Below are 25,661 nucleotides of genomic sequence, written 5' to 3' on the forward strand. Positions count from 1 at the left end.
TCAAGGTCGAGAAAGAACGAGGCTAAGGTGGCTCATAGGACCGTAGCTACAGTAGCTCACGTCTAGTGGGGTCATTGATCCACACGTCAGTAGCAGGTCGAACGGACTTTCTGTTTTCAAGAATTTCCGTTCGGACATGACCGCGACCACGCAAAAGGAATGCCTCCAAGAGGTCGGCTGCTAGCATAAATTCCGGTCGAGAAGTATCTAGCTGAATACCTTCAGTGCTGCCGATGTCGCTGCACTCGATCTGCTCACGAAGCCGTTTCAAAGCTTCTCTGAGAGAACCGCTCGATCGGTATTCCGCTAGAAGCATTATTAGCGCTGTTCCAGCAGCAGAATTGTACAGTTCAGGGTCTGCGATACTAGGAACGTCCACTACCAATCTTGGGTGTGACCAGATAGCGCATGCTATAGCATACGGATCCACATGCCGAATCGCTCGGTGAGAGATCCTCCATTTAATCAAGGTGACAAGAGCGTCGGATTGAATAGCGTGACTGCCCAGCTTCAGTATAATGTCTACGGCATCAAGTGCAGCTGAGACTTCCTTTCTGTTTCCAACCAGTTCGTACGGGAGCATGATTCTCGCGCCCGATTGGCGTCGGCGAAAAGGAATCATAAGGGATGCGATCCAAGGCTCAATGAGATCGACGATGTTCTCATTTCCGTCGCCATAGAAAGCACCATCCTGGACGGCCATGCCAATACGAACCCAGGACTCAAGCCTGCAATCTCCGATTAAACGCGCATAAGAGGCGTGCTGAAAGTCGGAGCCAGGGATCTGCGATCCGACGTCAACTTTGTCGCCGTCAAGACTGAGTGTGTCCAAAATGGCATTCCAGCCACTTTGATCTAAGCTGCCTCGCCATAAATTGACTAATGATACCCAGGAAGCGCGTGGGTTACTTTCTGTCGGGAAAATGCTGCTTAATGATGTTACCGTTTCGGCAATTGCGAGACGCAGAAGCACCAGATTGGCGCTGTAGGCACCAATCTGCCGTACTCTGTCTAAAGGTAGAGGGCGATACTCACTGTATCGCTCCGATGGGTGGCGTTGTCGGCAATTGGCTAGAAGCACTCCTAGGAGCTGTAGTATATTTTGCTTTTCTTCCGAGGGCATGGCGCGAAAGATTTCAGACACAAATGATGCTATTTGCCCTCGTGTAACGATAGGTTGATGAGACAATAGCGCGAATAGTAGATCGTCATTGAGTTCAGTCGCGCCGCGTCGCAATTCATTGATTGTGTATGACATGCCCTTGAGCGTCTTGATAATCTGTGCAGCTACCAAGTATTCACCAAAGGTGGCATGAAGAAATTCGTAGCTCCTCCTTGTGGTTCTCAAGCCTTCAATCTGAGCCTCTGCTGTATGGATGAAGAAGAACTTTCCTACCAGTTCCCGACCTAGCGTGGCAGTATCAATACTCATTGACCGGTTGCCGCTTAGCGCAGCTATATCGTTTCCAAGTTCGATATCGGTTGCATCCTGCCTGCCTCGGTTAAACATAGCAAACGCAGCTATCGACAGTTGCCATAAACCGTCATTGACCCCCTCGCGTTTCTGATCAGGGTTAGGGATGGTTTTGTGTCGCTTCCGCACTTCTCGAGTAAGAAAGTTCTCTAGTAGGTGACGATAAACATCAGAACTGGACACATCGATGTCCAGAGGGTGAGAGGACGGGTCCGAGGAGTAGAGGGCGAGCATCATTAGAAGTAGGGGTTGAGATGATAGCTCACGCAGACCAAGTGCTCCTTCGGGCGAAAGTACGCCCAACTTGCCCTCCGAAATCAAGGATGCATTTTCCTCCCTCCAAATTTGGAGCCATGATGCGATTTGATTATCGTCGAATTCCTCCAACCTAAGTAGCGGAGTTCCCTCTGAGATTTCGACACGGTCTGCTACAAGAGTACGTGACGTAACAATTGCCACCACCGGGCGCTGTTGTTCGGCCTCGCGGCGCTGGAATTCTGCCACCTCTAGCAGATAGCTTGATCGGTGTAGAGCTGATGCCTGGAGCAGCTCGTCTAGCCCGTCGAGAAGCACTACTCTAATTGTCGCTTGGCTTGTATCGGCTAATTCATGCCACTCGACTCGCTTGTGAGTGTACAAATCGAGCGCTTGTTGTATTTGCTCGAATATCGGGGCGTCAGCGCTGACTCTCCTCAGCGGTACGCGAACGACTGTATAGGATTGAACAGGTAGGCGCGCTGCAAGAACTTTCGTAAAGAGACTTTTGCCGGCTCCAGGGTGGCCCAGCACCACCAGGGGGAGTCTTGTTGCGTCGACGCTGGTTACATGGGCCGTGAGAATCAGATCTATATTGTCTTGTATCGACTGATCTTCCCACCACTCGTCGCTTGAGGGCCGTGCGCTGGGCCCGTAGCGTGCCATCCTGCAATGCGGGTCTACATATATCTGCCCGACGGTTGGAAAGCTGATTGGCTCCTGCTGTTTCGCCATGTCTATGGGGACAATTAAATCGGCGAGAGCTCCCTTGTTTGCACGGCTTACTACGTTCATCAGTTCGCGGTTACCCGAACGGCTTGAGCCAGCTGCCACAGTCAGCAATTGCTCGATGCGGCTCAAGGCTACGCTCTTACTGTCAAGTGCCGTCTGAAGATCAGCTTGAATGGCGCGCATCTGGTAACGAGTTGCAGCATGCTCATGCATGCTTGCCCAGACCAGGAATTCGGGTACGCTAGCAGCTAGCTTTATGAAGTTCGTCCTGTACTTCTCAACGGCACGATCAACCACGGTCTCTGGCGGTGACTTTTTAGATATCTCCGCCCAGATTTGTAGCCCTTCTAGAAATCGAATCGAACGCTCACAGGTTTGCTTCAGCCATCTGCTTACTTCCGCAGCATTTTCTTCGAATCCACGAATAGCGGAAGGAGCAGGCACCACCGTACTATATATAGCGTCCAAGAAGTTTTCTCGTGAGTCTCGCCACTTTCCAGTGACAAGCATCTCTTGCTCGTCATCACGTAGAGAAAGAGAATGGTCTGACTTGTCGCCAACCCATTCGTGCAGGGCATCGAAGAACGCAGCTGCTACTATGGTAGTGTGCGCCGCTGTAATTAGTTGATGGCGTTCGTACCCATTGGTTCCAAGTAGATGATCTGAAACCTTGTTTATCACCTTTCTGAGCAAACCCATAGCTTCATTTTTCTGATCAACCCAACCCCAGACGGCTGCTAGTCCTGCTAACGGCGCCAGGCTTGGTGCTCCTATAGCAAGTGCCCCCGCCGCCATGCCACCAGACATGATCACGCCTCCGAGAAGCCTGTCGAGCTTCTCGATAGTCGGGCGTTCATAATGGCCGAGAATGCTGAGTGCGCCTTGGTACGTCAGCGCTGGATCTCGTTTCATTCAATCTCCGGTACTATGCACGGTTCCGTATTGCTCTATCCTGCAGCGCAAGTTTCAGCCGATATGTAGCTTGGATCATAGTCTTCGTATAAGCGCACTGAAGATCTATAGCGTGCCCCGCAACCGCATCAAATCCAGACCTATGCTTCTGCCACATTCTCATTGCTACTGTGCCACCTAGCCGCAGACAACTCAAGTCACCATCTCCTCGCTCTTTGTCACTTATAGGGTCGTTCTGTGCCATATAGGCGTGGGCGGTGCTGGTCGCGACCGGCCGGAGAGCCGCAGCGCGGCCAGCGACCGCCCGGCGCGGCAGCTCGCCGCAGGCGGGCTGCCCTTGATGACGAACAGATAAGTTGCTTTCTGGGCTGCCCGCAGCTGTGTCGGGTGGTGCTTGAGCTACTGGTAGCAGGGCTGAGCGGTGGCCCAGATCCGGATCATGCTCGTGAGGTAAGTTGCTGCTGGCCCTTCCTCGTTGCCGCCCATGAGGTGCATGACTGGGGCGTTGGCTGCTGGCGTGCCGTAGGCGTGGGTGTTGACGAGCAGTTCGTCGTCGGCCTGGTAGACGGAGTTGTAGAGCACCGTGCGATGTAGCCGGATCTCGACGCCCTGGACATCGAGTAGGGGCCGATACAGTGCGAGCGCGTTTTTGACCCTTGCGGTCATCACCTCGGTGCCGATGCCCTCGTCGGCTCCCCGCTGAGCAACGGCCTCCCCCTCGGGGTCACCCAGAAGGATGCGGACCTTCACGTCGGCCTTGGCCCGTGCCGTGAGGATGTCGAGAGCCGCCCGGTCCTCGGCGAGGAACAACGCGCTGTAGGCCAGGATCCCGATCTCGCGTCGGGCAGCGCTGAAGTGGTTGCGCCAAACCGTTTGGGGGACGGTCCAGCGGTGCGGGTAAATCGCCTTGACGCCTTCGACGAGTGCCTGGTGTCGTGGAGCGACCTCCGGCCATAGGTCGGCCTCGTCGACGTGGAGGAGATCGGCGACGGCCCAACGGTGACGCGGGTAGGGGATGCGGCCTTGAAGCCAGCGGGCGACGGTCTTGGGGTCGACGGCCAGGGCGGCGGCCACATCGGTGGCGCTGAGCCGGGCGGCAGCTAGTGCATAGCGGAGGTTGTCGTTCACGACCGGCCTACCCCTTCCGGAAGGTGACCCTGTGCTGCGACGTTAACACCAGACGTCCCTAGACGTCCCCAAGTTGCGGTGTTCCCGCCCTACTCGCCGGCGCGAACCTCGACCCACAGCACACGAACCCCGCACCGACGTCAGGGAGACTCGGCATGCAGACGAGCAAGACGATCAAGGACCAGCAGCGCGCCTACGCCCAACGGCTGCTGGCCGCACTTGGCAAGCACCTGTCCGCATGGGACGTCACGGCGGTGCTCATCATCACCGCCGACGGCCGCCCCGCCCTGGACGTGACCGACATCCGGGGCCGGATGCGGCGGGTGTTCGTGCACCTGTCGTTCTGCTGGTTCTACTGGGGCGACCGCGGCGACGAACGGGTCTCCTTCCTCCAGATGGCCGGCGCGGTGGACCGCATCGAGCAGGCCGCCCGCGACGGCTGGCACGACGGCGAGCAGGGCGAACTCAGCATCAACCTGGACCACATCCTCGATGCCCACCGCGGCTGAGACGATGGCCGAGCGCCGATGGCTGACCGGCGGGCGCGCCTACCCCCAGATCGCCGGCCGCATCCGCGACCAGATCCACACGGGCCAGTTCCCGCCCGGCACGGTCCTGCCCTCTGAGGCGGAGCTGTGCCGGACATTCGGCGTCGCCCGCAACACCGTCCGGCGCGGCCTGGCCCTCCTGGAGGACGAGGGGCTTGTGGTGACCGTCCCGTCCAAGGGCCGCGTGGTCGCCGGGCAGGCCGGAACCACCTCGTACCGGTACCAGGAGATCGCCGCGACCCTGCGCGAGCAGATCCAGCGCGGCGACCTCGCCCCCGGCGCTGCGCTGCCGAGCGAGGCCGAGCTACGCCGCCGCTTCGCCACCTCGCGCAACACCGTGCGGCAAGCCCTGGCCGTCCTGGAACACGAGGGGCTGATCGTGGCCGAGCATGGCCGGGGCCGTTTCGTCCGCGATTAACACACCCGCTGGCGAGACGTCCGAGGACGTCTCGCCTCGCCCTCTGGATTCACGGGCACCCTTGCCGCCTATCGTGAACCACGTGGGACAAGTCGAGTGGGCATACGGCCTGGCCAAGGACCTGCTGAAGGCGGAGCTGCCCCGGCGCTGGGCACACACCCAGGGGGTCGCCGAGCAGGCCGAGACCCTGGGGCCGATCCTCGGCGCGGACACCGACATCCTGATCGCCGCGTGCCTGCTGCATGACATCGGCTACGCCCCGGACCTCATCGACACCGGCATGCACCAGCTCGACGGCGCCCGCTACCTGCGCGACGTGGCCGGGGCCGATGAGCGGCTGTGCCGCCTGGTGGCCTACCACTCCTGCGCGGACAACGAGGCCCGGCAACGCAACCTGCTCGACGTCCTGGCCAAGGAATTCGACCAGGAGCGGCCAGACCTGGCTCGGGCGCTCACGTACTGCGACATGACCACCGATCCGGATGGGCGGCATCTGGACGTGCGCGATCGGCTGGCGGAGATTCACTCCCGGTACGGTCCCGAGCACGTGGTGAGCCGGTCGATCGCTGCTGCGACGCCGTGCATCGTGTCGTCGGTGCGGGCGGTGGAGTCGGCGCTATCCGATGTGCGGCAGGCCGGTGCCGGCTAGGTAGTGCTCGATCCGCATCCGCATCGACCGATCCATCTTCAGTCCCGCCACCTGGTCGCGGGGTACCCAGCGGACTTCGCGCGACTCGTCGCTCGGTGTCGGCTGGCCGCTGACGGCTCGGCCGGTCAGGACGAGGGAGAACTCTTGGCGGGCCTCGCTGTTGCTGGTGTAGAGGATGACGTGGCGGGGGTCGCTGTAGGTGCCGACCAGGCCGGTGATCTCACAGGTGATGCCGGTCTCTTCGAGAGTCTCGCGGATGGCGGCTTGGGGGATGGACTCGCCCAGGTCGATCGCGCCGCCGGGGACGGCCCAGTTGTCGTTGTCGGTGCGGCGGATCATCAGCAGGTCGCCGGCCTGGTTGGTGACGATGACGTTGACGGACGGCACGAGGCTGTTGGGCTTGGGTGCTTCCGGGTCGTCGTAGAAGTCGATGCGTCGTGCCATCACTGCTCCACCGGCTTGGCCTGGTCCCATACCTTGTCGAAGCTGTCGGCGTAGGTGGCCACCATGTCGCCTCCGGCCACCCGGCTTAGGTGGAGCACGGGGGCATTGCCGGCGCGGCTGCCGTACACGTGGGTGTTGATCAGGAACTCGTCGTCGGCGCGGTAGATCGAGTTGTACAGCACCGTGCGGTGCATCCGGATCTCGACGTTGTCCAGTCCGCTGATCGGCCGGTACAGCACCAGGGCGTTACGGATCTGGGCGGCCAGGCCGTCGCCGCTCTCCTCATCAGCCCCGCGCTGGGCTACCTCGGCGCTGTCGGGGTCTCCGAGCAGGATGCGCACCCGGACCCCGGCGCGGGCCTTGTCTCCGAACAGCCGGACCATGCCGCCGTCGTCGGCCAGGAAGAGCCCGCTGTAGACCAGGACGCCGATGTCCTGGGATGCCGCGCTGAACAGTCGTCCCCAGATGTCCCGGGGCACCGACCAGCGGTGCGGGTAGACGGCGATGATCTCGCTTCGTGAGGCGGAGGTCACCTGTTCGGGGCTGAGCGCTTCCGGCCACAGGTAGGCCTCGTCCACTCCCAGGTATGAAGCCGTGGCAAAGCGGTGCTTACGGTACGGCTCACGGCCCTTGGTCACCCACCGCTCGACCGTCTTGGGATCGACCTCGATGGCCTGGGCCAGATCGGCGATGGACACGCCTTTTCGCAGCAGGGCCGCGCGTAGCCGTTCGTTGGCCATCTCTCCCGCTCCGTGGGACGTCCGGGGACCTGGCCATCGTAGGCCGGACGTCTTGAACATGTCCCGTCGTGTAGTGATCTCGTCCTGACACTCCGTCGCATTCTCGGTTCGCAAGCACGAACGACGAACCGAAGGAGGCGATCGGACATGAGTCACGAGATCTACCCCGAGCCCATCTGCGCCTGCGGCGCACACCTCGACGAGGGCCAGAGCCGGTGCCGTAAGTGCCGCTCCCGTGACCGGTGGATCAAGCGGCAGGTGGCCAAGCGCAAGCGCGACGGGCATCGGCGCGACGAGACCCGTCGTTCCCCGCGCGCTCCGCGCGGCCTGGCCTCGGCGGGGGTGATCTGGTCATGACCCTGATCCCGCTGATCATCGCCGGAGTCATCGGCGTCGCGCTGCTGGTCGGGTACGTGGCGGTGCTGGTTGGCATCCGCCGTGAGGACAAGCGGCTGAGCCTGCGGCAGAACCCGGATGGGGCGTCGGCGGTGCTGGCGCGGCGGGTTACCGGCTGCTACGTCCGGAACGGCGTGTCGTGGACGTAGCCAACTGCTCTTCGACCTTCGCCAGCCGGACAGCCAAGTCCTGCACGGTGGCGCGCAACTCGGCCAGCTCGTCGCCGGCCTTCGGGTCCGGCGGAAGTTCGCCGGCCTCGCGGACAAACACGCCCTTGCCCTGCTGGCCGATCACCAGACCCTCGGTACGCAGCACACCCACGGCGAGCTTCACCACCGACAGGGACGCGTCGTACCGCTCGGCGAGCTTGGTCGTGGACGGCAGCGGGGTTCCGGGCGCCAGAGAGCCGCCGCGGATCTGCGCGCGCAGGTCGTCGGCGATCTGGAGGTAGGCGGGCTGCCCGGTGTTTCTGACCATCGCCCTTCTATCTCACCACGAATGTTCGACCTGGCCAACCGAGGGAACATTGACAACCGAGCCAACTAGGTTAACTATGTTGCTCACGACGAAAGAGGAGGTCACCACCCATGCGTTCCGTCCCAATCCCCGTGGATGTCAGCAAACTCGCCATCACCTGCGTCAAAGCACCCCGCCCGCGCGTCCTCAACCGCGACACCGGCGAGATCAAAACCGACAAGAACGGCAACACCATCTACGAAGTCACCGTCTCCGTCGAAGACGAGTTCGGCCGGATCGAACTCGTCAAGATCGGCACCACCGGCGAACCGCCCATCGGCGTCGGCGACCAGGTCAACGCGGTCGGCCTGCTCGGCTACGTCTGGGAGATCGCCGGCCGCTGGGGCATCGCCTACCGCGCTACGGCGCTCCTTCCCGTGCGGGAGGCCGCCGATGCGTGACACGCTCCTGATGCTCACAGTCCTGGCCGCCGTCGCGGCGGGGCTGTGGGCCTGGCGCCGCTGGCACTACCCCTCCTTCTGGCTCGCCCTCGGCTTCCCCCTCGTCGCCCTGTCCGTCCGCACCTCGTGGCGGCGGGTGGCGCTCGGCTGCGGCCTGACCAAGAAGCGGCAACGCTGGTGGTTCACCACCGTCCCCGGCGCGATCGCCTCCACCGGCCTGGTCAAGGTCCGCCGCCGGTTCCAGCGGGTCGCCGTCGACACCAAACCGTTCATGTGGCTGCCCAAGCCGACCCGACACGGCTGGCGCGTCACCCTGCACACCCTGGAAGGCCAGACCCCCGGCGACTACGCCGACGCCGCCGAACGCCTCGCGCACTCCTGGGGCGTGCACGCAGTGCGAGTGTCGTCGCCCCGGCCCGGCCGCGTGGTGCTGATGGCGACCAAGCGCGACCCGCTGGTCAAGGTCAACGACCTCCCGGCCTCCCCGGAGCTGCTGAAGGTGACGGTCGGACGGCTGGAGACCGGCCAGCCCTGGGTCATCGACTTCCGTACGGTGCCGCACTGGCTCAACGCCGGGGCCACGCAGTCCGGGAAGTCGAACCTCGCCAACGCGCTCATCGTCGGCCTCGCCCCACAACCGGTCGCCCTGGTGGGCTTCGACCTCAAGGGCGGAGTCGAGTTCACCCCGTACGCGCCCCGCCTATCGGCGCTGGCCACCTCCCGCGCCGAGTCCGTCGACCTGCTGTGTGACCTGGTCGGGTTGATGATCGACCGGATGGGGTTGTGCCGTCAGGCCGGTGCCCGCAACATCTGGCAACTCCCGCCCGCCATCCGCCCCGTCCCGGTCGTGGTCCTCGTCGACGAGCTGGCCGAGCTGTACCTGATGGCTGACAAGTCGGAGAAGGACGAGATTGCTAAGAGCTCGACTGCACTGCTGCGGGTGGCGCAGCTCGGGCGGGCGTTCGGCCTCTACCTGTTCTGCTGCGGCCAAAGGATCGGCTCCGACCTGGGGCCGGGGGTAACCGCCCTACGCGCCCAGTGCTCCGGCCGGATCTGTCACCGGGTCAACGACCCGGAGACCGCGACCATGACCCTCGGCGACCTCGACCCTGCCGCCCTGGTCTCCGCCCGCGCCATCGCCTCCGAGACGCCGGGCGTCGCGATCGTCGCCTCACAAGACGGCCAGTGGTACCGCGCACGCTCCTTCTACGTCACCGAGCAGACCGCCGAGCACGCCGCCCGCACTCACGCCCACCTCGCCCCGGCCTGGGACGAGATCACCGCCCACCTGCCCGAGCCCATCACCGCCTGAACCCATGAAGGGAGGAACGATGCGACGCTTGGCCTGCTGGCTGCTCGACACCGGCCCGGTTCTCGTCCTGGCCGTCATCGCGGGTGCCGGATCGTTCACCCACATCCGCGACACCGCCACCGAGCACGGCCAGACCGGCTGGATGGCCTGGGCCGTCGCCGTCTGCATCGACCTGACCTGCGTCATGGCCGCCCGCGAACGCCAACGCGACAAGAAGACCGGCAAAGGCTCGCGGGGCGTGCTCGCCTGGCCCGTCCTCGTTCTGACCGGCGGCATCGTCCTGTCCCTGGCCGCCAACCTCGCCCAAGCCGAGCCGACCGTGTGGGGCTGGATCACCGCCGCCACCCCGGCCGCGGCCTTCCTCATCGCCGTCTCGATGCTGGAACGCCGCGCCACCCACGCCCGTCCTGAGCCGTCAACCGTCCCGGCGGCCTCGCCCGCGCCCGTCCTGGCTCCGTCCCCGCTCCCGCGCCTCGTCCCGCACGACAGCCTGGACCAGGACGACGCCCAGCATGACCGGGACGGCGACCTCGCCCCGGCCCTGGTCGACTTCGCCCGCCGCGTCGCCGACGACCACCACGCCAAACACGGCCGACCGATCACCCGCGACGCGCTCCGCTCACACCTCGGCGTGTCCAACCAGCTCGCCGCCGACCTGCTGCGCACCCTGCGCACCGCCTGAAGGGAGACCCGCATCGATGACCCATCACCACCGCGACGCCCTCATCAACGGCTTGCGAGAGCTGGCCGCGTTCCTGGAGACCAACCCCGGCGTCCCCATCGCCGCAACCGCGACCGTGCACTTCTTCGCGCGCCACACCAGCGACGACGACAACCGCGCCGAGATCGACCAGATCGCCGCCCGCATCGGCACGCCCCTCGACGCCGACGACCTTCCGCACGGCCACTACGCCACCTCGCGCTTCTTCGGCCCCGTCGAGTACCGCGCCGTGGCCATCCTCGCCCCGGCCCGTGCCCGCTACGACGCCCAGAACAGCTACCGCGACTGCATCCAGCCCGACGACCTCACGCCCGCCACCTGACCAGGAGAACCCGCTCATGCGCATCCGTATCGACGGCACCCGAGCCGAGATCGTTGACGCCCTGTTCCGGCTGCGTCTGCACTTCACCGTCTACGCCGTGTCCCGCGCCTACCCCGACCGAGGTAAGCCGCACCACTGGCGCGTCTACCTGACCACCCGCCCACGTGAAAGGAGGTGACCCTGTGACCGATGAGCTGCCGGTGATCCGCTACCGCTGCTGCACCTGCGGCGGCACCGGCCTGACTGGCGAAGGCGACCGGTGCACCGACTGCGACGGCACCGGCATCGACAACCACGGCGCATAGCACAGCGCCCCCGGCCTGGCCGCACATCCGCCAAGACACACGCCAGGTCGGGGGCCATCCCCATCACCCGAACGAGTGAGAGGAGGTCTCCATCTTGCCCGCAACCCATGCCAACGCGCACGCCATCACCGGCATGATCAAGCGCCTCAACCGGGACGACTACGACCGCTGGGCATCCCAGATCCGCAACACCGGCGGCTGCCGCCAACCCATCCACCTGCGGGGGAAGGTCGAACACTACGACCGCGCCACCGGAGCACTGCTCCACCGCTACACCACCCGCACCGAACCTGACGGCATCCTGCGCGTGCCGTGCAAGACCCGCCGCGCCTCCCGCTGCCCGGCCTGCGCCGAGACCTACCGCGCCGACACCTACCAACTCATCCGCGCCGGCCTAATCGGTGGCAAGGGCGTGCCGGAAACCGTCACCGCACATCCGACGCTGTTCGTCACGCTCACCGCCCCGTCCTTCGGCGCGGTCCACGCCCGCCGAGAGCACGGCGGCAAGGTGCAGCCCTGTCACGCCCGCCGCGAGGCCGAGACCTGCCCGCACGGTCGCGTCATGTCCTGCATGGAACGGCACGGCAAGGATGACCCTCGTCTCGGCGAACCGCTGTGCCCGGACTGCTACGACTACACCGGCAGCGTCCTGTTCAACGCCCTCGCGCCGCTGCTGTGGAAGCGCTTCGCCGACTCCCTGCGCCGCGCCCTCGCCAAGGCCGGCGGTCTGGCCCTCAAGGAACTGCCCTGCCACCTGAGACTGTCCTTCGCCAAGGTCGCCGAATACCAGCGGCGCGGCGTCGTCCACTTCCACGCCGTGATCCGCCTCGACGGCCCGGACGGACCCACCACACCGCCACCGGACTGGGCCACCACCGACACCCTGACCTTGGCTGTTGGGCACGCGGCCCGTGCGGTATCAGCAACCGCGCCCGCCCACGACGACAAGCCCTACCTTGTCCTGCGGTGGGGTGCTCAGCTCGACATCCGCCCCATCACCTTGAACGGCGACCTCACCGAGCAGGCCGTCGCGGGCTACATCGCCAAGTACGCCACCAAGGCGGCCGAATGCGTCGGCACGCTGGACCGCCGCATCCACTCCACCGACACCCTGGACGCCTTCAACCTGCGCGACCACGCCCGCCGCCTCATCTCCACCTGCCTCCGCCTCGGCGCCCTCCCCGAGCTGGCAGAGCTGCGGCTGACGGACTGGGCGCACATGCTTGGCTTCCGCGGCCACTTCTCCACCCGCTCCCGCCGCTACTCCACCACCCTCGGCGAACTCCGAGCCGCCCGCGAACAGCACGCACGCGACAACGACATCACCACCGGCAGACTGCCCCTCTTCGACGAAGACACCGTCCTCGTGATCAGCGAATGGGAGTACGCGGGCAAGGGTCACTCCCTCGGCGATCAACTCCTCGTCGCTGCCCTGACCGGTATGAGCCTTACCGGGCCAACGGATCTAGAGGCGGCCCCTCATGGATGACCTCGTGCTCACCGTCGATGAGGCCGCCCAGCGCCTCCGGGTCAGCCGCTGGACCCTCTACGTCCTCATCCGCTCCAACCAACTCCAGACCATCAAGATCGGCCGCCGCCGCCTCGTTCCGGCTGACGCCCTCGCCGACTGCATCAGGACCCTCGTGGAGGTGGCGCGATGACGAAGACCACGGTCGGCACCCCGGAGGAAGAGCCGAAGCGCCGGACCGGCCGCCGCATCCGCAAGCGCTCCAACGGTGAGGGAAGCATCTGGCCCCGCAAGGATGGCCGCTACGGGTACGCCGCCTTCGTCCAGACCACCGCCGGAACCGTGAAGCGTGTTCAGGGTTCGGCGCGGACCCAGGAGGACGCCCGGAAGAAGCTGACCGAGCTTCTCCGCCAGGCCGACGAGGGCATCCCCGTCTCCTCGGAGAACTGGACGCTGGCCGACTTCATGAACTACTGGCTGAAGAACATCGTCAGCCAGGAGCGGCGCCCCAAGACCTACCAGGGGTACGAGGGCGTCGTCCGGCTCCACCTCATCCCCGGCCTGGGCAAGAAGCGCCTGGGCAAGCTCAAACGCCCAGGACGTCCGCCTCTTCATCAACCGAGTCCGCTCCGAATGTCAGTGCTGCCGGAACGGCTGGGACGCTTCCCGCGAGAAGCCGGTGTGCTGCGCCCTCAAGGGCGGTCAGTGCTGCGACTCCCGCTTGTCCACGCGCATGGTCCAGTCCATCCACGCGGTCCTTCGGAACGCCCTGGAGTGCGCCGTACGAGAGGAGATCATCGCTCGCAACGTCGCGAAGCTCGTCAAGGTCCCGGTGCCTAAGTACAAGGTCAATCGCGGCCTCACCGTCCCGCAGGCGCGTGCTGTCCTCAAGGCCGCTCGGGACCACCGGCTCTACGCGCTGTACGTCCTGGCGCTCTGCCTTGGCCTGCGCCGCGGGGAGCTCCTCGGGCTCCGCTGGGCGGACGTCGACCTTGAGGCCGGCAAGCTGGAAGTGGTCCAGAGCCTCCAGCGGGTCGCGGGCCGCCTCCAGTTCGTTCGCCCCAAGACCTCCGACTCGGAGCGGACTGTCCCGCTGCCGCCCATCTGCGTGGAGGCCCTGCGGGAGCACCGAAGGAAGCAGTTCGCCGAACGCTCGGACCGCTGGGAGGAGTGGACGGAACACGGCCTCGTCTTCCCGTCACGCTGCGGTACCCCGATGGAGCCGGACAACCTACGGCGAAGCTGGGGAGCGATCCGCAAGGCCGCCGGCCTCGGCGATATGAGGTTCCACGACCTCCGCCACACCTGCGTGACGCTCCTGCTCAACCTCGGCGTTCCGCCCCAGGTCGTCCGCGACATCGTCGGCCACAGCGACATCGAGGTCACCATGACCATCTATGCCCACGCCTCGCTTGACGATAAGCGTCAAGCGCTCGCCAGGTTGAGTGAGACGCTCGCATAGCGCGAGTGGTTGCGGCTCCGTGAGCAACGTACCGCTCACGGAGCGGCGGCACATTAGCTCGTGCCTAGACTCGGTTGCCGTCCTTATCCAGATCGAGAACAACCTCGTGGCCTGACTGCTCGTGGTAGTCGAGAAGTAGCAGGAGGGCATCGGACAAAGCGCGTTCCTGCTGCTCAAGACCCGCTGCCAATAGGGCCTTGCGTACATAGAGTGCCTCTACGGCAAGACTGGCGCGATGTGATTCCGGCTCCTCAGCCTGGCTAAAGCAAGCCAGCACCTTGACACAGAACTTCGTGAGATCTGCAGCCTCCGGGTGTGGAGAGGCGATCAGGAACTTCGCGAGTCTTACGACCTGCCCATATGGCTCTGCCGCGGGGAACGCGCTGCCGTTCGGGTAGGTGCTTGGGACGCTCGTCCAGAAGTCAGCAGCCATCTCGTCAATCCTCTGCCATGCCTGCTGCACCTTAGGCGGAGGAGTCTGGACACCCTTGCGGCGAAATAAGCCCATTGGGTCACCCTTGCCAGTTGCGTTGCACTGTTCGACAAGAGTGCATCGAGCTCTACAAGCGCCCTGTTACTGGACGTTGCTGTCACTGTTGCTGTCACCAGACACCAAAAAGCCCCGAACGATGATCCGTTCGGGGCATTCTTGCTGGTCAGTTGAGGTGGTCAGGGGCGGGGTCGAACCGCCGACCTTCCGCTTTTCAGGTGTAGCAATCACCGTGGTCCTCAGTCCCGACCAGGAGCTAGTCAGTCGTCCGCGGTGCTCGTCGTGTGAGCTTGGTGGCCGAGGTTGCCGTCAGCGTTGCCGTCACAGGTACCGCTACGCCCAGTGCCGAGGCCCGACGAAGGAGGGCCTTGGCGGCGATCGCCCCAGCCCGTGAGGTGGGCACCGAAGTCCGCGATCGTCACGGCCTCAGCCCGTCGCGACGGGGTTGTCGAACTCGCCACGCTGTGTTGAGTTGTATGCCAAATCGGTACGGATAGCAGTCACTGCGCGCGCATCGCCTTAATCTCGACATGATGAGTCTCGTCGGCCTGAAGCCCGACCAAGCCCGAAACCTGGCCGCTGCTGCCGAGGTCGCGGGCGGATCCCTCGTCGTTCAAGGCCAAGTGATCCGGCGGCTCCTAGACCGCTGGAACGGCGATTCCAGCCGCCTCGCCACATTTCCGGCTCGGGCCACCTGGGCAGACGACCAGGCCAAGGACATCCGGCGCCGTGTGGGGCTCCTCGAACAGGACCCGGAAGGCGTGTTGTTGTTCGCCAGCATGACCGGCATCCTCGACCTCTGGAAGAAGTACAAGGAGCAAAGACAGAATGTGACCAGGCCGCTCAAGGTCATTTCGGTGATCAGTGGCGTGGAAGCTGCCGTTCAACTGCATAAACGGTGGGCGCAGGGCAGGAACGTCGCTGCGGCACGGGCTGTCTATGACATCCGCCGCTACATGGGTGCTCTCCCCGGAAATCGCAAGCTGTCCGAGCTGATCATCGAAGTGCTCAAGCGTCAGAAAATTCGGGACCTGTACAAGCAGCCCTGGAAGTGGCAGCAGACGGTCTCCGCCGCCATGCAACGGTTGCGCGTCCCCGGCGCGCAGCTCCTGGTCAAGAATCCGCCCGGTGCAGGGGTGTTGGCACGGATCATGTTGCCGGCCGCCGTCGTCACCGGCGTCAAGGAAGCCGTGCTGCCTACGCACGAGGGAACGCAAGGCTGGGTGGACCGCAGCATGGGCGTCGTGCAGGCCGGCGGTGCCGTCGCGGTCATGGGTGGTGCGGGGATCGCCGCCTCGCTCAGCGCATCGGCCGCCGTGGCCGCCGCCGTCCCCGTGGCGGGATGGGTCGCACTCGGCGTGGCCGGCGCCTACTTCCTCGGCAGTTGGGCGTGGGACAAGTGGGGAGACGACATCAAGGCAGGGGTGGGCAAGGCGTGGGAAGGCGCGAAAAGCTTCGTCGAGAAGCTCAAGTTCTGGTGAGTCACCCGTTGATCGAGGTACGGAGGCATCATGGCACCTACCAACGCGCCTCCTCTGGCCAGTAGCAACCGGCGCATCGTCCCCATCTGGACGGACGGCCTTCTCGCGCTCGGCGCCGGAGCCATCGGAGGCGAACTGCTCGGCCGGGCCTCCAACTTCTGGGTTGCCGCGATCGGTGCACTCCTCCTGGTGTCCTTCTGCAATCACGTCGTCTTGACGGTCCTGACCGGCGGCAGCATCGGCAAGCTCATCGGCGGGCTTCGTCTCATCCGTACCTCCGATCGCGATAAGCCGGGACTCGGGCAGGCCACCCGCCGTTGGCTCTGGGGCTTCTTCTACATCGCTATCTCCCCCTTCCTGATGCTGACGGGCAGCGACGTGGACCATCTCGACATCGCCGGCCTGCGCATCGTCCGAACCGCTGATCTCCGCTGACGGGGAGCCGATTACTGGTGGAAGCACATTTAGACGTCGAGCTCTCCGAGTTCCGCGCGCAGGTAGGCGAGGCCCTGGCAGAAGGTGGGACACAGGCCCTGACCCGGTTGACCGACGAAGAGCTTGCCGTCCTGGACCCCCAGGAGACGTTCATCCCCAAGCCGCATCTGTCCGCCATGAACGCTCAGCAGCGCGAATGGGTCATGGCCGCCGCTCTTCGCTCGCTGGTCTCACGTGAAGCCGTGGAGATCGTCAACATCGGCGAACTGGACGCCGTACTCCTTGGAGGACCACAAATCCCGGTAGATCTGCGCATCCGGATGGATGTCGACCTCGCCCTGACCCTCCGCCGTACCGCTGACCGCGTGCTCGCCGTGAAGCAGGAGAGCGCCACCGGCACCGCCTTCGGCTACGTGCACATCCATAGCGCCAACTTGCTCCTCGTGGAACGCATCACCGCCGGCGGCATGCACCTCTTCACGCTGGCCGGCACCGTGCAGGACGTGGTGAAGCTCGTCCTACCCCTCGTGGACCCTCTCGGAGTCGCGGACCGGGACGGCGAGAGCAGGCCCTTGGATCCGTCCACCCTCGACCGGGAGCATGTTGGGTCGCTCGCGAGCGTGATCGACAATGCCCGCGTCGTGGGGCAGATGGTTCTTCTGAACGAGCCTCCCGGCCCCTTGATGATGACGTACGCCACGGACCGGGCGGTGTGGGCTGTCGTGGTCGACGGCCCACACGCTCTCAGCGGCGTGACCGCCAGGCCCGTGAGCGCAGCGACGTTGTCACGACGCATCGCGGACATGATGTCCACGGGAAACCCGGAGACGGGCCATGCCTGACCGATTGAGCGAGTGCCAAGCTGATATGCGTCTCATTGAGCAAGCTGCCGATGACATCGAACGAACACTCGAAGCGGTCAACGCGACCAGCGGCGAGAGTGTCTGGGCCGGCCCCGCCGGAGATCGCTTCCGTAACGACTGGGCACTACACCGCTTGGCCATCCGAGCTGCTCTCAACGACGTCAGAGCCCAAATCCAGTCCATAATCGCAGGGGTACGGAAAGAAGAAGGGAGGTCATAGGACGTTGGCTCTCTCGGCCTGCCGCTCACCTCGAAGCTCACCTGAATGTCGCAACGCACGATTGGCAATCTGGGCAGGTGCTTAAAGACCGTGAGACCTTACCTGACCAGGGGGCGTATGGCGGCTAGGCCCGAAAGCATTGGAAGCTGCCGATAGCTCGGAGCTATTCCCTCTCGCCCCTACCGCGTACGACATCAGCGATTCTCAATGCGGCTTCAGCCGGGTCATCGTGTTCCCATACCCTGATTGAAGTCCATCCAGCAGCGACAAGTTTAGAGTCAGTATCCTGATCGCGCAGCGTGTTTCTTCTAATCTTCTCCGACCAGTAGTGAGAGTTGGTCATCACTGCATTTTGATGAGTCGGGCAGCCATGCCAAAAGCAGCCGTCCAGGAAAACGGCTATCTTTGCCCGGGTGAATACTAGGTCGGCTGTGCGTCTAAGGGAGGGGAGAGGCCGGGTTGCTACCCGATATCTGAGCCCCAGGCTATGCACTGCCCTCCTTAGAGCCAGTTCAGGCTTTGTGTCACGGCTACGGTTCGCCCGCATAACGGCTCGAACGGCATCACTGGATGCCCATGAATCTGCAGGCTGGTTCATAACTCCAGAACTTTAAAACAGCTTCTGGTCTTCGGCGTTTTCGCTGTGATCAATATAAGCCTCGTCGACCTCATCGCTGAAATAGTCCAACCAGCGATCGATCTCCGAGAGCTTGACCTCTATCTCAGCAATTCGGCGGTGGAGGGCGCCAGGGAAGTCGCTTATAACTTGTGCGACCTGAAGTCCGGACCATCCGAAAACGTTTCTCAAAAATGCGTGAACGCTCTCGTGTACATTGATTGATACTCCGAGATCCTTCTCAAGGGTTGGGATCCTTTCTGAATTCAGGAGGGAGATATGCCTTGGATTACTGACAACTAGCGCTGCGCGTGGGATTCCTGCAGCAGAGACGGCTCGTGCGAACTGCTCAAGTTCTGCGATGGAGACCGGCTTTCCTCTAACTTCCACAGACAAGAGGATGTTTCCGTCCGCCTTTACCTGTACGTCTCCGGGGATGTCCCGTGAAGGATCGTTTATTCGCCGAGACACTACTTCGGCATGTAGCATGTCTAGCCCCGCCGCCACACATGCCTGCAATTTTCTCGGTATGTGGCTGCCTGTGGAAACGTACCTATCTGTCAGATCGATAAGACTCGATTCGAGCAGTCTGCTGGAGCCGATGGCACGCTGACTCTTTCTGGCTATCTCTATGCAAACTCGCAGAAATGCACCCAGGGCAAGGCGGGCCTCCATGGCGGAGTATCCCTCTAGCCGTTCGAGGTTCCTTTTCAAGGCATCGAAATACGGAAGAGCTGAAGCTCTAACTCTTTCTCTCTTTATTTCGTCATAGTGATCGAATCGAAAGAAAGGTTGATTGTTAATTGGCTCGCGCCCTGTAAGCCTAAGGCTGAAGTTGAGTTCTACGGACGCCGGCACCAGCACGTTATGGCATAATGTTCGAGCCGAATAAGAACGCTCGCCCTGCGTTTCCTTGAGGCCCAGTGGGTCAACTTGATCGTCGCAAGCTCGTGCGAGGAGCGCGGTGCCCAGGGCGGGGGTGAACGTACCCGATGCCTTATCCTCGCGAAGCATTGTCGCAAGGTCGATCCATTCTTGCGGAAGCTCGGTGTCTTCCTCGGCTAGAATGTATGCTTCTTCTAGTATTCTGCGTGCCCGTGCATGATCGATATGAATACCCATATGCAGTACCGCACCTTCTAGAAGAGAAGGGTCTCCTGAACCTGTTCAGGCCGGGCGCCGTCGCCCAGAGGGTCAAGATACCCCATCTGCTCCATGAGCGCGCGGATGACAACCTTCCCTAGCTCAACGGGCACAGCATTGCCGATCTGACGTTGAACTTCTCTGCGGTCGCCGATGAACTCGAACTCGTCGGGGAACGTCATGATGCGCTTGAGCTCAGGCACGCGGAGTCGACGTGCACGCATCTCGCCGTCGGCGTTGGGGACGTTTTCCCAATGGAAGGGGCCTACCCACGGTCCCGGCTGAGCCTGAACCGTCGTGGAGGGTCGATCAGGATCTAGCCGGAGCAGAAACGTCCAGTACCGGCTTCGCCACTTGAACACGGGGCGGCCACCATACCGGTCCGTGTGCCACAGGTAGTTTTGCCCAGGAGGGACCTCGGCTGCCAATTCGCCAAATGTTCCATCAGCGATCTCTCCATTTTCTGGAGTTGCCGGGAGGCCATCGAAAACTTCTTTGACGCCTACAAAAGGCAGCTTTGAAGGATCGTATTCCCTATCTCTTTCAGACTCTCCGGAATGAGTAATGGGAGGAAAATGGAACGGCTTCCCGTCCCGCCGACCCACGACGAATACTCGCCTTCTCAGCTGCGGAACACCGTATTCTGCTGCCAACAGGACCTTGTATTCGACGCTGTATCCAGATTCTCGCAACCCTGTGATAAGCCGCCGTAGCTGTTCCTGGTGAGTTCTATAGGTCAGGCCCTGTACGTTCTCCAACACGAAAGCTTCTGGTTGGGCCTCGGAAACGACGCGTACGTACTCGTCCAGCAATGAGGCGTTCGGGTCCTGGCTGTTACGCTTTTCTTCGATCCAGAAGCCTGACTTGCTGAAGGGTGTACAAGGAGGGCCTCCAACCACGAGAGTTGGCTCCCCCTTGCTTAGGCCAGCAACCTTGAGGAGATCGGAAGTGCTAACTGTACGAATATCCTCCAGGATGGTCTTAGTGTGCGGAAAGTTGCGCGCCAGCGTTTGCAGCGCTGTCCCGTCGTAATCGGTCGCAACCCTCACACGAAGCGGCGATCCAGAACCATCGTGGACGAGGGGTGGTTCAGCGCAGCGCTCAACAGCGCAGTCCAAGCCTCCTGCGCCTGCGAACAGGCTGATGACTGGAAGTTCATTCGTCACTGGACCAAGGTAGCGGATGATCGACTGTCGAGCGGTTCACCTAGCGTGACCGATGGCACTCTTACGGTGACTGTTATGTCGGCTCTCTACCCTCTCTGGCGCGCGGGCGGTGCGGGCCACGACCGGCCGAAGAGCCGCAGCGTGGCCCGTGGCCGCTGGCGCGCGCCGTGCCGCCGTAGGTGGCGCGGGTTGAGTCGGCATGAGGCGCGGTGTCGGGATTGCTCCCGGTCCGTTTCCTCATGCCGCTCGCCGAACCCGCCGTGCGCCTTTCAACGCAACGGGCTCTCCACGGTCTCTGCCGTCAGGTGGTTTCGGTGACCCAGGGGTTGCCGATCGTGTTGCCTCGGTAGCGGTATCGTGTGATCGGGATGGCCGCTGTCCGTTTCAACTCGATTCCGCCTGCCGCGATGGGCCGCCATTGCCCGTTGGGCATGACGTAGCGGCGGCGGACGTCTCCCCATCTCCAGCGGTGCCGGGTCGTGAGCATTCGGATCAGCCTGCACCAGGTGAAATGGTCCAGGCTGTCGAAGGTGCGCTGGGCCACGGCGTGCTGGAAGTAGGCTGCCCAGCCGTGGGTGATCTGGTTGATCCTCCGCAGCAGTTTGGCCAGGTCGTGTTGTGACGTTCTGGGCGTCAGAGCACGGACCTTCGCGCGCACGGAGCGGATGGCCGCGTGTGAGACGAAGGTGTAGACATACCACTGGTTCGTGCCGTGCTTGCGACTCCATTGGAGGCGGAACCCCAAGAAGTCGATCGCCTCGCTGAGGTGTCTGACCTGGGTCTTGGACGGCGACAACCGTAACCCGAGCCTGGCCAGGACCTCGGCGACCTCCTCACGCAGGGCGTGGACATCATCGCCGGTGCCGTGCACGAGGATGACGAAGTCGTCGGCGTAGCGGACGAGTCGCCAGTTCGGCAGGCCTTTGCGGCGGCGGTGCACACGCCGGGCGTGGGTGCTCATCGAGCCGCCCTGCTGCCAGGGCCGATGGAGATGCTCATCGAGCACCTGCATGGCGATGTTGAACAGCAGGGGCGACAGGATGCCGCCCTGCGGCGTACCGGCGTGAGACTTCCGCAAGGAGCCGAGTTCGGTGAGAACTCCTGCCTTGAGGAAGGCCTTGACCAGTGCCAGGACGCGTTTGTCCTTCACCCGCGAACGCACGCGGTCCATCAGGGCCACATGGTCGAGGTTGTCGAAGGCCGCTTCGATGTCCGCGTCCAGCACCCAGCGATAGGCCCGGGTGCCGAAGTAGTGGATCTCCGCGATCGCGTCATGGGCTCGCCGTCGGGGCCGGAACCCGTAGGAGACCGGCAGGAAGTCGGCCTCGAAGATGGGTTCCAGCACCAATTTCACCGCTGCCTGGACGACCCGGTCTGCCACCGTGGGAATGCCCAGGTGGCGAACCTTGCCGCTACCTCCTGGTTTGGGAATCAGGCGTTCCCGCACCGGCAGCGGGCGGAACGAGCCCGTCTTGAGCTGGGCTCGCAGGTCGGCCAGGAAGCCGGGGACTCCCACGTGCTCTTCGACATCGGCGACGGTCAGGCCGTCGATGCCGGCAGTGCGGGAGCCGATGTTGCCCGCGACCCGTTCGAACGCTGCCAGCAGCGTGGCCGGGTCGTGCACGAGGTTGAACAGATCGTCGAACCGGCGGCCGGGATCGGCCACCGCCCAACGGTGAAGCTTGGCCTGCATCTCCGATACCCGCCGCCGCGGTCCCATCGGGACCGCCTCTGGCCAGGCGCCGCCATTCGGCGGCGCATCTTTCGGCATTGCAGCCTCCAATCTCTTCTCGAAACCGCTGCCGCCCTTCGCCATGTGGCCGGCTTTCCCGGCCTCGGACTACTACGGCGGCTCCGCCCCATCCGGCCCGTTCGACGGTCGGTGCGTCTATCCCGACGTCGGGGCTGGCTGCCCGCGCATCGGGAGATGCGACCGGATGGTTCCCGTGTTCACACCGATTCGCTGGGTGGAGGAGGAGCCCGGCTCTATCCCAGCGGCATCGCCATGGGTACGCCGCAGACCTTCCCCATGGCCTCCCGGAGCCGTTCAAGGGGCCGACTCCGGAAGTTCCCGCCGCTCAAGAACACAGCGGGACGCACCGCGCCCGGCCCATATCCACCAGATTTGAGCCGGTCCTACGTGTTGAAGGACGTAATGACGCCGGTTCCTCGCGTACTCCTTTCCACCTCGCTCGCCGGACCCACACCATCTGGCGGTACTGGCCCGTCCCGGCTTTGTCAGGGCTGCTCTCGCCATCCCCGGCACCACCCGGTTAGGCTGCCCTCAGCTTCCCCGCCCTGCTGCGACAGGACGAAGGAGAAGGTCTTCCACCTCCTCACGAACCGGTGCGCCGCACGGCGCACCCTTGAAGACGTAGAGAAAGTTCTCATCCGGCCGAGCGATAGCCTTGTGACCTGCGGGTGGTCAGGCTGTGTTGGCGGCTCCGGCGGGAACTGGTGATGGAGCCTGTCGCGGACTATGCGTCCCCGGCTTCGGAGCTATCAGGAGGGCTGACGAAGCTGCCCATGCCGCGGACGGTGTAGATGGTGCCCTCTTCACGGAGGGCTCGCATGGCCTTGTGGGCGGTCATCCGGGCTATGCCGAACTCCTGCATGAGGTCGTTCTCGCTGGGGACGCGTGAGCCTGGGCGGTAGGTGCCGGCCGCGATGCGATCGCGGATCACCTGGGTGACTTGCTGCCATCTGGGCTGGTCCTCGCGAAACTCCACGCTTTGACTGTAGGAGAGCGTGATCTACCATCGTGCTCCGGGTGGCTCTCTGGAGCCCTATAGACAACCGTAGGGATGCTGCTTAGGCTGTGCACCCGTGGCACTGGCACAGCCCCAGGGATGCACACCGCTTTCAGTTCCGGGCGGCGGTCGTCCCTGGGCCAAGAGCAGGGGAGACGAAGCGATGGCCAAGAGCGGCTTCCTCCAGGACGCACATCACAGTCCCCACGTCGCCCGCCCTCGTCCTGATGCGGAGCTGGTGGACTGGAGCCCACCGGCACACCGCGTTGACCGGGTACGCGTACGCGCCCACACCTGTTGCTGTCGCCGCCCTGCCTTCGAGTTGTGCGCCGCCGCCGGCCTGTGGTTCGTGCGACGCGTCGCTGACGACGGCGCGATCACCGAAAGCCCATGGACGCCATCATGGGACGCCATGGAGCTGTGGGAACAGATCCTGCGCGGTCAGGCGTGGTAGATCCCCACCGGATCGGCCCGGTGGGGAGACGCTGCCGCCTGCTGGTCAGCAAAGATCCATGCCACCAGTCGAGCCACCTTCGCGGACGTGATCTCGTCGGTCTGGAAGCGGCAGGCGAACAGGCCGTCGTCGTGGGCGTGCAGGTCGGCCAGGGTCTCATCCCATGCACGCAACCGTTCAGCGGTGTCGTCGTCGCCGCGCTCGCGGGAACGTCGTTCGCACATCTCGCGCGACACCCACAGCAGGACCACCAGCCACCGCCCCGCGTCCACCAGGCGGCGGACGTCATCGACGGTGCCCATGTGCACGACGGGTACCTGCCCGGCCTCGGTGATCTGCTCGACCTGGTGGCGGTCGACGGCGTAGGCGTTGCCGTACCGGTGGCTCTCGACGAGCAGCCGCCGAGCGGCGCGCAGTTCGGCGAGGCGCTCGAAGCTGACGAACTCGTACTCGCTGCCACGTGGGATGCCGGCCTTGAGCTTGCGCAACAGCACGAACCGGGGGTCCAGCGCTGTCAGGGCAGCGGTGACGGTGCTCTTGCCGCTGGCCGGCGGCCCGTACAGCACCACGCCCCTCATGCCAGGATCCGTTTGAGCGTCTCGCGGGTCTGGTCGGCCAGGCTGATCGCGGCTCCGAGCCGGTTGTCAACGGTGATGTGCGCGGTCTCCGGGCTGGTGTCCGTCTGGAGACCGCTGGTGTACGTCTCCCAGTTCTTCAGCTTCCAGCCGTCTCGGGGCGCTCCGCGGAACTCGATGTACTCGCGCATGGACTCGACATCGCAGCGGACCCAGACCACCGCCACATCGATGCCCTTGGCCGCGTACCGGTTCGTGAGCCGGGAGATCCACGCGGGGTCGGCCAGCTCGGCGATGAACGGCGCGGCGAGGATGGCTGAGGTGCCGACCTTGAGGTTGTCGAACGCTGTCTCCATCAGGCACCGGTACTCCAGCGGTCGGACCTCTCTCAGGTAGAGCTCGGTGTGCCGGTCGTGCGGGTCGCCGCCGAGGGAGACGAGCAGGCGTTCGACCATGGCGCGGGTGATTGAGTCCTTGTCCAGGAACGCCCAGCCGGTGATGTCGGACAGGAAGCGGGAGAACTCGGTCTTGCCCGATCCGGCGTAGCCGCCCACGAGAGTCAGGATCGGTTTGGGGCTGCCCTGGCCGTGGCGTCTTCGCCAGGCGTCCACGACGCGGTTGTGTAGGGCGTTCTGTTCGGCGTTGGCGGGGGCGCCGGAGACTTTGACGAGGGTCTGTTCGATGACCTGGGCGGCGGCGTTGTCGGCGGCGGGGTCGGAGGGTTGGGGCAAATCCGAGATGGAATTTTCCACTTCGGCTATTTCGCCGGGAAGTGGCAGTCGGAAACCCAGGGTCGGCTCATTCGCCTGATAGAGCAGGCAATAGGCGCGGCGGTAGTGAGGTCCGGGATATACCGATCCCTGCTCGTGTGCCCAGAGTGTCTGGAAATTGGCGGCTGGTGCGGACAGGCCGTGCCTGCGGGCGACCTGGCGGAGCTGGTCACCTGCGGCTTCCAAGGTGAGGCCGTGTGCCTCGCGGTGCTGGCGCAGGATGATCGGCTGCCATCCGGGGCGGTGAATTGTCTTCATCGCATCCTTTTGACGCACTTCGAGGGGCGGGCATGTGTAAGAGCATGTGTAACCGCCGTGCAGGCAGCAATGCAGAAGCTTAGCTAACGCTCCGTGATACTCAAGAGCGCGAATTCGCGGTGAACTATCGGCATCCCCGCCGGGATAACGACCAGCCAGAAAAGGGGTGCCGAAATGACCGCAAACAAGGAACTGCTGGACGAGCTTCGGGCGATCCGGTCCGAGATGGAGGAGCTG

At 63.8% G+C, this 25,661-nt stretch carries 31 protein-coding genes; 18 read left to right on the top strand and 13 right to left on the bottom strand.

The window, feature by feature from the left end; genetic code table 11:
• Positions 1-46: 46 nt before the first annotated feature.
• Both OUY22_RS02330 and OUY22_RS02335 read right to left on the bottom strand, forming a co-directional pair.
• Positions 47-3,373 carry an NACHT domain-containing protein gene (locus OUY22_RS02330; RefSeq protein WP_270153014.1) on the bottom strand — a complete coding sequence of 1,109 codons (3,327 nt, stop codon included), beginning with the start codon at positions 3,371-3,373 and terminating at the stop codon, positions 47-49.
• 399 nt (positions 3,374-3,772) lie between these two features.
• On the bottom strand, positions 3,773-4,501 hold the full coding sequence (locus OUY22_RS02335; RefSeq protein WP_270153015.1) for an XRE family transcriptional regulator: 729 nt from the start codon (positions 4,499-4,501) through the stop codon (positions 3,773-3,775).
• 155 nt (positions 4,502-4,656) lie between these two features.
• On the opposite strand from OUY22_RS02335, the gene OUY22_RS02340 reads away from it, so the two are divergent.
• The 3 genes from OUY22_RS02340 (at position 4,657) to OUY22_RS02350 (ending at position 6,116) form a co-directional block, all read left to right on the top strand.
• A complete protein-coding gene (locus tag OUY22_RS02340) occupies positions 4,657-5,010 on the top strand; it encodes a hypothetical protein (protein WP_270153016.1) in 354 nt (117 codons plus the stop codon).
• Positions 4,994-5,467 (top strand): GntR family transcriptional regulator, encoded by a 474-nt coding sequence (locus tag OUY22_RS02345; RefSeq protein WP_270153017.1) that lies wholly within the window; start codon positions 4,994-4,996, stop codon positions 5,465-5,467. Before OUY22_RS02340 ends, OUY22_RS02345 begins: the two co-directional genes overlap by 17 nt.
• 82 nt (positions 5,468-5,549) lie before the next feature.
• A complete protein-coding gene (locus OUY22_RS02350) occupies positions 5,550-6,116 on the top strand; it encodes an HD domain-containing protein (RefSeq protein WP_270153018.1) in 567 nt (188 codons plus the stop codon).
• Here the strand turns inward: OUY22_RS02350 and OUY22_RS02355 are convergent.
• Positions 6,084-6,560: an NUDIX hydrolase gene (locus tag OUY22_RS02355; RefSeq protein ID WP_270153019.1), complete on the bottom strand. Its 477-nt coding sequence runs from the start codon at positions 6,558-6,560 to the stop codon at positions 6,084-6,086. The two genes, OUY22_RS02350 and OUY22_RS02355, sit on opposite strands and share 33 nt — an antisense overlap.
• Complete coding sequence (locus OUY22_RS02360; protein WP_270153020.1) at positions 6,560-7,300, bottom strand: helix-turn-helix domain-containing protein; 741 nt, start codon at positions 7,298-7,300, stop codon at positions 6,560-6,562. The genes OUY22_RS02355 and OUY22_RS02360 overlap by 1 nt, the downstream gene beginning before the upstream one ends.
• A 147-nt stretch (positions 7,301-7,447) precedes the next feature.
• On the opposite strand from OUY22_RS02360, the gene OUY22_RS02365 reads away from it, so the two are divergent.
• A complete protein-coding gene (locus OUY22_RS02365; protein WP_270153021.1) occupies positions 7,448-7,657 on the top strand; it encodes a hypothetical protein in 210 nt (69 codons plus the stop codon).
• Positions 7,654-7,845 carry a hypothetical protein gene (locus OUY22_RS02370; protein ID WP_270153022.1) on the top strand — a complete coding sequence of 64 codons (192 nt, stop codon included), beginning with the start codon at positions 7,654-7,656 and terminating at the stop codon, positions 7,843-7,845. The genes OUY22_RS02365 and OUY22_RS02370 overlap by 4 nt, the downstream gene beginning before the upstream one ends.
• On the opposite strand, the gene OUY22_RS02375 is transcribed toward OUY22_RS02370, so the two are convergent.
• A complete protein-coding gene (locus OUY22_RS02375) occupies positions 7,805-8,173 on the bottom strand; it encodes a winged helix-turn-helix domain-containing protein (protein ID WP_270153023.1) in 369 nt (122 codons plus the stop codon). The genes OUY22_RS02370 and OUY22_RS02375 overlap by 41 nt on opposite strands.
• 110 nt (positions 8,174-8,283) lie before the next feature.
• On the opposite strand from OUY22_RS02375, the gene OUY22_RS02380 reads away from it, so the two are divergent.
• The 10 genes from OUY22_RS02380 (at position 8,284) to OUY22_RS02425 (ending at position 14,203) form a co-directional block, all read left to right on the top strand.
• On the top strand, positions 8,284-8,613 hold the full coding sequence (locus tag OUY22_RS02380; RefSeq protein WP_270153024.1) for an SCO3933 family regulatory protein: 330 nt from the start codon (positions 8,284-8,286) through the stop codon (positions 8,611-8,613).
• Positions 8,606-9,925: an FtsK/SpoIIIE domain-containing protein gene (locus OUY22_RS02385; RefSeq protein WP_270153025.1), complete on the top strand. Its 1,320-nt coding sequence runs from the start codon at positions 8,606-8,608 to the stop codon at positions 9,923-9,925. Before OUY22_RS02380 ends, OUY22_RS02385 begins: the two co-directional genes overlap by 8 nt.
• A gap of 19 nt (positions 9,926-9,944) precedes the next feature.
• The gene (locus OUY22_RS02390) at positions 9,945-10,607 is read left to right on the top strand and encodes a DUF2637 domain-containing protein (protein WP_270153026.1); all 663 of its coding nucleotides are present in this window, start codon (positions 9,945-9,947) and stop codon (positions 10,605-10,607) included.
• Positions 10,608-10,623: 16 nt separating this feature from the next.
• On the top strand, positions 10,624-10,968 hold the full coding sequence (locus OUY22_RS02395; protein WP_270153027.1) for a hypothetical protein: 345 nt from the start codon (positions 10,624-10,626) through the stop codon (positions 10,966-10,968).
• Between the two features lie 16 nt (positions 10,969-10,984).
• On the top strand, positions 10,985-11,146 hold the full coding sequence (locus OUY22_RS02400) for a hypothetical protein (protein ID WP_270153028.1): 162 nt from the start codon (positions 10,985-10,987) through the stop codon (positions 11,144-11,146).
• Positions 11,147-11,150: 4 nt separating this feature from the next.
• Positions 11,151-11,273, top strand: coding sequence for a hypothetical protein (locus OUY22_RS02405; RefSeq protein ID WP_270153029.1), 123 nt, complete (start codon positions 11,151-11,153; stop codon positions 11,271-11,273).
• A 133-nt stretch (positions 11,274-11,406) separates the two neighbouring features.
• The gene (locus tag OUY22_RS02410; protein ID WP_270153077.1) at positions 11,407-12,762 is read left to right on the top strand and encodes a replication initiator; all 1,356 of its coding nucleotides are present in this window, start codon (positions 11,407-11,409) and stop codon (positions 12,760-12,762) included.
• Entirely contained in the window at positions 12,755-12,934 is a 180-nt protein-coding gene (locus OUY22_RS02415) for a helix-turn-helix domain-containing protein (protein ID WP_270153030.1), read from the top strand. Before OUY22_RS02410 ends, OUY22_RS02415 begins: the two co-directional genes overlap by 8 nt.
• Positions 12,931-13,581: a tyrosine-type recombinase/integrase gene (locus OUY22_RS02420; protein ID WP_270153031.1), complete on the top strand. Its 651-nt coding sequence runs from the start codon at positions 12,931-12,933 to the stop codon at positions 13,579-13,581. The genes OUY22_RS02415 and OUY22_RS02420 overlap by 4 nt, the downstream gene beginning before the upstream one ends.
• Positions 13,475-14,203, top strand: a complete 729-nt coding sequence (locus OUY22_RS02425) for a tyrosine-type recombinase/integrase (RefSeq protein WP_270153032.1) — start codon at positions 13,475-13,477, stop codon at positions 14,201-14,203. Before OUY22_RS02420 ends, OUY22_RS02425 begins: the two co-directional genes overlap by 107 nt.
• A 64-nt stretch (positions 14,204-14,267) precedes the next feature.
• Here the strand turns inward: OUY22_RS02425 and OUY22_RS02430 are convergent, their stop codons facing one another.
• Entirely contained in the window at positions 14,268-14,636 is a 369-nt protein-coding gene (locus OUY22_RS02430) for a hypothetical protein (RefSeq protein WP_270153033.1), read from the bottom strand.
• A gap of 587 nt (positions 14,637-15,223) precedes the next feature.
• On the opposite strand from OUY22_RS02430, the gene OUY22_RS02435 reads away from it, so the two are divergent.
• From OUY22_RS02435 to OUY22_RS02445, 3 genes are read left to right on the top strand one after another with little or no spacing between them, the layout of a single operon-like run.
• The gene (locus tag OUY22_RS02435) at positions 15,224-16,174 is read left to right on the top strand and encodes a hypothetical protein (RefSeq protein WP_270153034.1); all 951 of its coding nucleotides are present in this window, start codon (positions 15,224-15,226) and stop codon (positions 16,172-16,174) included.
• 30 nt (positions 16,175-16,204) lie between these two features.
• Complete coding sequence (locus OUY22_RS02440) at positions 16,205-16,609, top strand: RDD family protein (protein ID WP_270153035.1); 405 nt, start codon at positions 16,205-16,207, stop codon at positions 16,607-16,609.
• A gap of 17 nt (positions 16,610-16,626) precedes the next feature.
• Positions 16,627-17,451 (top strand): hypothetical protein, encoded by an 825-nt coding sequence (locus tag OUY22_RS02445; RefSeq protein WP_270153036.1) that lies wholly within the window; start codon positions 16,627-16,629, stop codon positions 17,449-17,451.
• Positions 17,452-17,855: 404 nt separating this feature from the next.
• Here OUY22_RS02445 and OUY22_RS02450 read toward each other — a convergent pair whose 3' ends face one another.
• The 7 genes from OUY22_RS02450 to OUY22_RS02480 all read right to left on the bottom strand — a co-directional run bounded on the left by OUY22_RS02450 (position 17,856) and on the right by OUY22_RS02480 (position 25,127).
• Positions 17,856-18,290, bottom strand: a complete 435-nt coding sequence (locus tag OUY22_RS02450; protein ID WP_270153037.1) for a very short patch repair endonuclease — start codon at positions 18,288-18,290, stop codon at positions 17,856-17,858.
• A gap of 12 nt (positions 18,291-18,302) precedes the next feature.
• Entirely contained in the window at positions 18,303-19,430 is a 1,128-nt protein-coding gene (locus OUY22_RS02455; RefSeq protein WP_270153038.1) for a restriction endonuclease, SacI family, read from the bottom strand.
• Between the two features lie 17 nt (positions 19,431-19,447).
• Positions 19,448-20,617, bottom strand: a complete 1,170-nt coding sequence (locus OUY22_RS02460; RefSeq protein WP_270153039.1) for a DNA cytosine methyltransferase — start codon at positions 20,615-20,617, stop codon at positions 19,448-19,450.
• A gap of 301 nt (positions 20,618-20,918) precedes the next feature.
• Positions 20,919-22,433 carry a group II intron reverse transcriptase/maturase gene (ltrA, locus tag OUY22_RS02465; RefSeq protein ID WP_270153040.1) on the bottom strand — a complete coding sequence of 505 codons (1,515 nt, stop codon included), beginning with the start codon at positions 22,431-22,433 and terminating at the stop codon, positions 20,919-20,921.
• Between the two features lie 661 nt (positions 22,434-23,094).
• Complete coding sequence (locus OUY22_RS02470; protein ID WP_270153041.1) at positions 23,095-23,346, bottom strand: GntR family transcriptional regulator; 252 nt, start codon at positions 23,344-23,346, stop codon at positions 23,095-23,097.
• Between the two features lie 462 nt (positions 23,347-23,808).
• Positions 23,809-24,399, bottom strand: coding sequence for a guanylate kinase (locus OUY22_RS02475; RefSeq protein WP_270153042.1), 591 nt, complete (start codon positions 24,397-24,399; stop codon positions 23,809-23,811).
• Positions 24,396-25,127 (bottom strand): AAA family ATPase, encoded by a 732-nt coding sequence (locus OUY22_RS02480; RefSeq protein WP_270153043.1) that lies wholly within the window; start codon positions 25,125-25,127, stop codon positions 24,396-24,398. Before OUY22_RS02480 ends, OUY22_RS02475 begins: the two co-directional genes overlap by 4 nt.
• Positions 25,128-25,661 lie beyond the last annotated feature (534 nt).

The organism is Nonomuraea corallina (genome assembly GCF_027620315.1).
Lineage (GTDB): Bacteria > Actinomycetota > Actinomycetes > Streptosporangiales > Streptosporangiaceae > Nonomuraea > Nonomuraea corallina.

What these genes read in the sequence shown, in the direction of transcription:
- OUY22_RS02370 (WP_270153022.1), top strand. Translation starts at nt 7,654, where the DNA reads ATGACCCTGATCCCGCTGATCATCGCCGGAGTCATCGGCGTCGCGCTG.
- OUY22_RS02455 (WP_270153038.1), bottom strand. Translation starts at nt 19,430, where the DNA reads ATGGGTATTCATATCGATCATGCACGGGCACGCAGAATACTAGAAGAA.
- OUY22_RS02430 (WP_270153033.1), bottom strand. Translation starts at nt 14,636, where the DNA reads ATGGCTGCTGACTTCTGGACGAGCGTCCCAAGCACCTACCCGAACGGC.
- OUY22_RS02385 (WP_270153025.1), top strand. Translation starts at nt 8,606, where the DNA reads ATGCGTGACACGCTCCTGATGCTCACAGTCCTGGCCGCCGTCGCGGCG.
- OUY22_RS02435 (WP_270153034.1), top strand. Translation starts at nt 15,224, where the DNA reads ATGATGAGTCTCGTCGGCCTGAAGCCCGACCAAGCCCGAAACCTGGCC.
- OUY22_RS02390 (WP_270153026.1), top strand. Translation starts at nt 9,945, where the DNA reads ATGCGACGCTTGGCCTGCTGGCTGCTCGACACCGGCCCGGTTCTCGTC.
- OUY22_RS02340 (WP_270153016.1), top strand. Translation starts at nt 4,657, where the DNA reads ATGCAGACGAGCAAGACGATCAAGGACCAGCAGCGCGCCTACGCCCAA.
- OUY22_RS02420 (WP_270153031.1), top strand. Translation starts at nt 12,931, where the DNA reads ATGACGAAGACCACGGTCGGCACCCCGGAGGAAGAGCCGAAGCGCCGG.
- OUY22_RS02355 (WP_270153019.1), bottom strand. Translation starts at nt 6,560, where the DNA reads ATGGCACGACGCATCGACTTCTACGACGACCCGGAAGCACCCAAGCCC.
- OUY22_RS02345 (WP_270153017.1), top strand. Translation starts at nt 4,994, where the DNA reads ATGCCCACCGCGGCTGAGACGATGGCCGAGCGCCGATGGCTGACCGGC.
- OUY22_RS02450 (WP_270153037.1), bottom strand. Translation starts at nt 18,290, where the DNA reads ATGAACCAGCCTGCAGATTCATGGGCATCCAGTGATGCCGTTCGAGCC.
- OUY22_RS02360 (WP_270153020.1), bottom strand. Translation starts at nt 7,300, where the DNA reads ATGGCCAACGAACGGCTACGCGCGGCCCTGCTGCGAAAAGGCGTGTCC.
- OUY22_RS02410 (WP_270153077.1), top strand. Translation starts at nt 11,407, where the DNA reads ATGATCAAGCGCCTCAACCGGGACGACTACGACCGCTGGGCATCCCAG.
- OUY22_RS02425 (WP_270153032.1), top strand. Translation starts at nt 13,475, where the DNA reads ATGGTCCAGTCCATCCACGCGGTCCTTCGGAACGCCCTGGAGTGCGCC.
- OUY22_RS02330 (WP_270153014.1), bottom strand. Translation starts at nt 3,373, where the DNA reads ATGAAACGAGATCCAGCGCTGACGTACCAAGGCGCACTCAGCATTCTC.
- ltrA (WP_270153040.1), bottom strand. Translation starts at nt 22,433, where the DNA reads ATGGCGAAGGGCGGCAGCGGTTTCGAGAAGAGATTGGAGGCTGCAATG.
- OUY22_RS02380 (WP_270153024.1), top strand. Translation starts at nt 8,284, where the DNA reads ATGCGTTCCGTCCCAATCCCCGTGGATGTCAGCAAACTCGCCATCACC.
- OUY22_RS02440 (WP_270153035.1), top strand. Translation starts at nt 16,205, where the DNA reads ATGGCACCTACCAACGCGCCTCCTCTGGCCAGTAGCAACCGGCGCATC.
- OUY22_RS02415 (WP_270153030.1), top strand. Translation starts at nt 12,755, where the DNA reads ATGGATGACCTCGTGCTCACCGTCGATGAGGCCGCCCAGCGCCTCCGG.
- OUY22_RS02400 (WP_270153028.1), top strand. Translation starts at nt 10,985, where the DNA reads ATGCGCATCCGTATCGACGGCACCCGAGCCGAGATCGTTGACGCCCTG.
- OUY22_RS02395 (WP_270153027.1), top strand. Translation starts at nt 10,624, where the DNA reads ATGACCCATCACCACCGCGACGCCCTCATCAACGGCTTGCGAGAGCTG.
- OUY22_RS02365 (WP_270153021.1), top strand. Translation starts at nt 7,448, where the DNA reads ATGAGTCACGAGATCTACCCCGAGCCCATCTGCGCCTGCGGCGCACAC.
- OUY22_RS02475 (WP_270153042.1), bottom strand. Translation starts at nt 24,399, where the DNA reads ATGAGGGGCGTGGTGCTGTACGGGCCGCCGGCCAGCGGCAAGAGCACC.
- OUY22_RS02375 (WP_270153023.1), bottom strand. Translation starts at nt 8,173, where the DNA reads ATGGTCAGAAACACCGGGCAGCCCGCCTACCTCCAGATCGCCGACGAC.